Raw genomic sequence first — 782 nt, 5'->3', positions numbered from 1 at the left:
TAAAAATAAGCCCAAGTGCCTATTTAGGACTTGAACAAGTTTCATTTTCTGATTCCCATTTGGGCGAAACGTAAGTACACTTGTTTAATAGGCATATTTAATTCTGCTCCGGTGCTTAATTACCACATATACAACTTATGCAAAAGAAAATCAAAAACGAAGATGCTGCTAAGCAACAAGAAGTTGCACAAAGAAAAGAAAGCAAGCTAAAGAAAAAGAACGCTGCTATTCAGGCCAAGGGGTTCAACAATACACCTCTACAACAACCCATACCAAGCAAACAAGGTAACCAACCTCCGATTCAGGCAAAGGGTTTTAACGGCGAGCCACTGCAACCCATACAACGCAAAAAAGGGAGTCCACCGATTCAGGCAAAGCAACAACCTATACAGCGTAAAAGCAACTCAAACGGGTTGCCCCATCAGCTGCAAAGCAATATGGAAAATATGAGTGGGGTGGACTTATCGGACGTAAAAGTACACCGAAACTCTGACAAACCTGCTCAACTTAAAGCACATGCCTATGCTCAAGGTACTGACATTCACCTTGCCCCCGGACAAGACAAGCACTTGCCCCACGAAGCCTGGCACGTGGTACAGCAAAAACAAGGACGGGTGCAGGCTACCACCCAAATGAAAAACAATGATGACAAGGTAGGCATCAATGACAACGCAGCACTGGAGCGTGAAGCCGATGTGATGGGAGCTAAACCACCCTGCACTGAAAGTACAGGGGTTTTACTAGCGGACTGAAAGTCCTCGCTCATTCCAATATAAAATTGG

General features: G+C 44.6%; 1 protein-coding gene. It reads left to right on the top strand.

Translation table 11 applies throughout. The annotated features are described in order from the left end of the window. Positions 1–137 precede the first annotated feature (137 nt). Positions 138–752, top strand: a complete 615-nt coding sequence (locus Q0954_RS34165; RefSeq protein ID WP_299466631.1) for a DUF4157 domain-containing protein — start codon at positions 138–140, stop codon at positions 750–752. Positions 753–782: the final 30 nt, after the last annotated feature.

This window comes from uncultured Microscilla sp., assembly GCF_947493425.1.
Classification (GTDB): domain Bacteria; phylum Bacteroidota; class Bacteroidia; order Cytophagales; family Microscillaceae; genus Microscilla.
Note: the sequence above shows the minus strand (reverse complement) of the source record. Positions and strands in the feature narration are given on the sequence as shown.

Excerpts from the sequence above, each read along its gene's own strand:
- Q0954_RS34165 (WP_299466631.1), top strand. The coding sequence starts at position 138 with ATGCAAAAGAAAATCAAAAACGAAGATGCTGCTAAGCAACAAGAAGTT.